General features: G+C 63.1%; 5 protein-coding genes. 2 read left to right on the top strand and 3 right to left on the bottom strand.

Annotated features, from left to right (window positions below; genetic code table 11):
* On the bottom strand, positions 1-761 hold a 761-nt coding region (gene fpr / locus ABZE94_RS20695; protein WP_372877997.1), incomplete at its 3' end, for a ferredoxin-NADP reductase.
* Between the two features lie 107 nt (positions 762-868).
* On the opposite strand from fpr, the gene ABZE94_RS20690 reads away from it, so the two are divergent.
* A complete protein-coding gene (locus tag ABZE94_RS20690) occupies positions 869-1795 on the top strand; it encodes a LysR family transcriptional regulator (RefSeq protein ID WP_372877996.1) in 927 nt (308 codons plus the stop codon).
* 83 nt (positions 1796-1878) lie between these two features.
* Here ABZE94_RS20690 and erdR read toward each other — a convergent pair whose 3' ends face one another.
* Positions 1879-2529, bottom strand: coding sequence for a response regulator transcription factor ErdR (erdR, locus tag ABZE94_RS20685; RefSeq protein WP_372877994.1), 651 nt, complete (start codon positions 2527-2529; stop codon positions 1879-1881).
* A 204-nt stretch (positions 2530-2733) separates the two neighbouring features.
* On the opposite strand from erdR, the gene ABZE94_RS20680 reads away from it, so the two are divergent.
* Positions 2734-3699, top strand: coding sequence for a DMT family transporter (locus ABZE94_RS20680; RefSeq protein ID WP_372877992.1), 966 nt, complete (start codon positions 2734-2736; stop codon positions 3697-3699).
* Here the strand turns inward: ABZE94_RS20680 and ABZE94_RS20675 are convergent.
* A complete protein-coding gene (locus tag ABZE94_RS20675) occupies positions 3635-4345 on the bottom strand; it encodes a tRNA-uridine aminocarboxypropyltransferase (RefSeq protein WP_372877999.1) in 711 nt (236 codons plus the stop codon). The genes ABZE94_RS20680 and ABZE94_RS20675 overlap by 65 nt on opposite strands.
* Positions 4346-4355: the final 10 nt, after the last annotated feature.

The raw sequence follows: 4355 nt of genomic DNA, 5'->3' as shown, positions 1-4355 counted from the left end.
CGCTCGATCAGGTAGTCGCCCGGCTCGCCCATGCGCGGGGAGATCTTCAGGCCGAAGCTGTCGAGTACGGCGGCGGTTTCGTCGAGCATGCTCGGGCTGCCGCAGATCATCGCGCGGTCATCCTGGGGGTTGATCGGCGGCAGGCCAATATCGCGGAACAGCTTGCCGCTGCGCATCAGGTCGGTCAGGCGGCCCTGGTTCTCGAACTCCTCGCGGGTCACGGTCGGGTAGTAGATCAGCTTGTCCCTCAAGGCGTCGCCGAAGTATTCGTTCTGCGGCAGGTGCTCGGTGATGAACTCGCGGTAGGCCACCTCGTTGACGTAACGCACGCCATGTACCAGGACGACTTTCTCGTAGCGCTCGTAGGTTTCCGGATCCTGGATCACGCTCATGAAAGGCGCCAGGCCAGTGCCGGTACTGAGCAGATACAGGTGCTTGCCGGGCAACAGGTCGTCGAGTACCAGGGTGCCGGTGGGCTTGCGGCTGACCATCAGTTCATCGCCGGGCTGGAGGTGCTGCAACCGCGAGGTCAGCGGACCATCCGCCACCTTGATGCTGAAGAACTCCAGGTGCTCTTCGTAGTTCGGGCTGGCGATGGAATAGGCACGCATCAGCGGCCGGCCATTGTCCTGCTGCAGGCCGATCATCACGAACTGGCCATTCTCGAAGCGCAAGCCCCGATCGCGGGTGGTCTTGAAGCTGAAGAGAGTATCGTTCCAATGATGAACACTGAGTACACGCTCGACGTTCAGGTTGCTCATGCTAGGTCCTCAAGAATCACGGGGCGTTGCGGTTGCAGCGGATTCTAGACGCAGGCAGAATATCTGTTAAGTGGATAATTAAGATATCCGTTATCGGTTATATAGATATGCGATTTACCCTCAGACAACTCCAGGTATTCGTCGCCGTGGCCCAGCAGGAAAGCGTCTCCCGCGCGGCCGACTCCCTGGCCTTGTCGCAATCGGCGGCCAGCACCTCGCTCAGTGAATTGGAGCGGCAAACCGACTGTCAATTATTCGACCGCGCCGGCAAGCGATTGATCCTCAATGCCCTGGGCTCGCAGTTGCTGCCGCAAGCGGTGGCCCTGCTCGATCAGGCCAAGGAAATCGAACGATTGCTGGGCGGCAAGAGCGGCTTCGGCTCGCTGAATGTCGGCGCCACCCTGACGGTGGGCAACTACCTGGCCACCCTGCTGATCGGCAGTTTCATGCAGCGCCATCCCGAATGCCGGGTGAAACTGCAGGTCCACAACACCGCCTATGTGGTGCAGCAGATCGCCCACTATGAGCTGGATATGGGCTTGATCGAAGGCGACTGCCAGCACCCTGATATCGAAGTGCAACCCTGGGTCAAGGACGAACTGGTGGTGTTCTGCGCCCCGCAGCATGCCCTGGCCAAGCGCGGCGAGGCCAGCCTGAACGAGTTGACCCGGGAAGCCTGGATCCTCCGCGAACAGGGCTCGGGCACCCGCCTGACATTCGATCAGGCCATGCGTCATCACCCGCGCTCGCTGAACGTGCGCCTGGAGCTGGAGCACACCGAAGCGATCAAGCGTGCGGTGGAGTCGGGCCTGGGCATCGGCTGCATCTCGCGCCTGGCCCTGCGCGATGCGTTCCGCCGCGGCAGCCTGGTGGCGGTGGAAACCCCCGAACTGGATCTGCGTCGGCAGTTCTACTTCATCTGGCACAAGCAGAAATACCAGACCGCCGCCATGCGCGAATTTATCGAGCTATGCCGGGCGCTGACTGCCGGAGCCAGGCGCAGCGATGAGATAGTGCTGCCGAACATTGCCTGAGAGGCAGTGCAGAACGCTCGGCTGCTGCGCTGGTAGCCAGCGCAGCAGCCTGATGACGGCGGTGGCTCGCATCGCCCCGCTGTTCAACTGCTCGGGATCGATTCCATCTGCTGCAACAGCAGCGCCGCCTGGGTGCGGGTACGTACGCCGAGCTTGCGGAAAATCGCCGTGACATGCGCCTTCACCGTGGCCTCGGAAACGCTCAACTCGTAGGCAATCTGCTTGTTCAGCAGGCCGTCGCAGACCATGGTCAACACGCGAAACTGCTGCGGGGTCAGACTGGCCAGACCAGCGCTGGCGGCCTTGGCCTCGGCAGAGACCTGGGCGGCCTCCTCGGTTTGCTCCGGCCACCAGGTATCGCCATCGAGCACCACTTGTACGGCTTGCTGGATGCTTTCCAGGGAGCTGGACTTGGGAATGAAGCCACTGGCACCGAACTCGCGAGCCCGCGCCACCACCGCCGCATCTTCCTGCGCCGAGACCATCACCACCGGCACCTGCGGGTATTGCCCGCGCAGCAGCGCCAGACCGGAAAAGCCATAGGCACCGGGCATATTGAGGTCGAGCAAAACCAGATCCCAATCTGCCTTTTCTGCGAGACAGGTTTCCAACTCGGCGATGCTGGCCGCCTCTACCAGCCTCACTTGCGGGCCAAGCCCCAGGGTCAGTGCCTGCTGCAGTGCACTGCGAAAGAGCGGATGATCGTCGGCAATCAGGATTTCATAAGCGGCCATAGCAGATCCTGTTCTTGTTATGTGAGTACCGCTAGCGCATGCCCGGCGGGTGGAGCACGACAGGCGGCTGGATTTAGCCGCACATAGTACACGGGCAATCGCATAATGCGCCTAAGACGGCGCCCAGCATGCCGAGCGATCTCGGAGTGGTCAAGCGCGTTGCTTTGCGGCACAGTCTGGTCTTTTGCCCAACGAGACTGTTTTATGCGAAGCCAGGCCCTGCGCGCCGACCTCTTGATGCTGCTGACGGCCATGATCTGGGGCTCGGCCTTCGTCGCCCAGCGCCTGGGCATGGACTCGATCGGCCCCTTCCTCTATAGCGGCCTGCGTTTTGCTCTGGCGGTATTGATCCTGCTACCACTGCTGCCGCTACTCGAGCGCCGCGCACGCAGCACGCCCATCGCGCCGCTGAACCGCCACCTGCTGCTGGGTGGCGGCCTGATGGGCTTGGCACTGGCCCTGGGGATCAACCTGCAGCAGGTCGGCTTGCTCTTCACCAGCGTCACCAATGCCGGATTCATCACCGGACTGTACGTGATCATCGTGCCCCTGCTCGGCCTGCTGCTCGGCCACAAGACGGGGCTGGGCATCTGGCTGGGCGCTTCACTGGCAGTACTCGGCATGTTCCTGCTCAGCGTCGGCGAAGGCTTTCAGGTCGCCTCCGGCGACTGGCTGCAATTGGCCGGTGCTTGCGTCTGGGCGGTGCATGTGCTGCTGGTCGGGGTTTTCGCCAGACGCCATGACCCATTGCGCCTGGCCGTGGTGCAGTTCGCCACCTGCGCGCTGATCAGCCTGCTGTTGGCGCTGATCTTCGAGGACATCCGCCCCGAGGCGATCATCGCCGCCGGGCCGGCGATTCTGTATGGCGGCCTGTTCGGCGTGGCGATCGGCTTTACCCTGCAGGTGGTGGCGCAAAAGCATGCGATCGCCTCGCATGCCGCGATCATCCTCTCGCTGGAAGCCGTGTTTGCCGCCGTTGCGGGCGCCTGGCTACTGGGCGAAACCTTGCAACTGCGCGGCTATTTCGGCTGTGCGCTGATGCTCACCGGCATGTTGTTGGCGCAACTATGGCCGAAAAAGCCTGCCGAGCTCGCCAGCCAACTGCTTACAGAAACAGCCGCAAATGCCGATGCAGGGCGTCGTCCAGATCAACCGCGCGTGGAGCTTTAGCCGCCAGGTAGTGCTGACTGAAGACATCCAGATAGGCATTCAGCGCGGCGGCGGCATGCTGATCGCCGGCCAGCTCCAGACAGAGCGCCGCCACCTCGGCGGTACACAGGTGATCGTCGCGGGTGGAGCGACGCAGACGGTAACGCGACAACTGCTCGGGCTGCAGGCTGAGCACCGGCAAGCCGTCGAGGTAGGGGCTTTTGCGGAACATCTTGCGCGCCTCGGTCCAGGTCGCGTCGAGCAGAATGAACAGCGGCCGCTTGCCAGGCACATGCTGCACCTCACTGACCACCCGCTCAGGCTCGGCGTATTCGCCGGGAAACACCAGATAGGGCTGCCACTGCGGATCGTTCAGCAGCGCCGGCAAGGCGGGCTCGACCGCGGTGCGCAGCCAGCCGAAGGCCGACGTGTCGGTCACGACATCGGCAATCAGCCAACCGGTATTGCTCGGCTTGAGCGCCTCGACATCATGCATCAGCAGACACATGCCCGACCTGGCCTCGACCTGCGGACGCCAGGCGCACAGGCAATGGCTCAGGGCGAGCCGACAGCGCTGGCAACGCACGGCCTTGGAGCCGCGGGCCAGGAAGGGTTTTTCACTACGCGCAATGCGCGCGCAGCGCAAACGCGCGACGGCATGGCTCATACGCAAGGCG

The organism is Pseudomonas sp. (assembly GCF_041601375.1).
Taxonomy (GTDB): Bacteria; Pseudomonadota; Gammaproteobacteria; order Pseudomonadales; family Pseudomonadaceae; genus Aquipseudomonas.
The sequence above is the reverse complement of the archived record's forward strand: the minus strand, read 5'-3'. Positions and strand labels throughout refer to the sequence as shown.

What these genes read in the sequence shown, in the direction of transcription:
- ABZE94_RS20690 (WP_372877996.1), top strand. Translation starts at nt 869, where the DNA reads ATGCGATTTACCCTCAGACAACTCCAGGTATTCGTCGCCGTGGCCCAG.
- erdR (WP_372877994.1), bottom strand. Translation starts at nt 2,529, where the DNA reads ATGGCCGCTTATGAAATCCTGATTGCCGACGATCATCCGCTCTTTCGC.
- ABZE94_RS20680 (WP_372877992.1), top strand. Translation starts at nt 2,734, where the DNA reads ATGCGAAGCCAGGCCCTGCGCGCCGACCTCTTGATGCTGCTGACGGCC.
- ABZE94_RS20675 (WP_372877999.1), bottom strand. Translation starts at nt 4,345, where the DNA reads ATGAGCCATGCCGTCGCGCGTTTGCGCTGCGCGCGCATTGCGCGTAGT.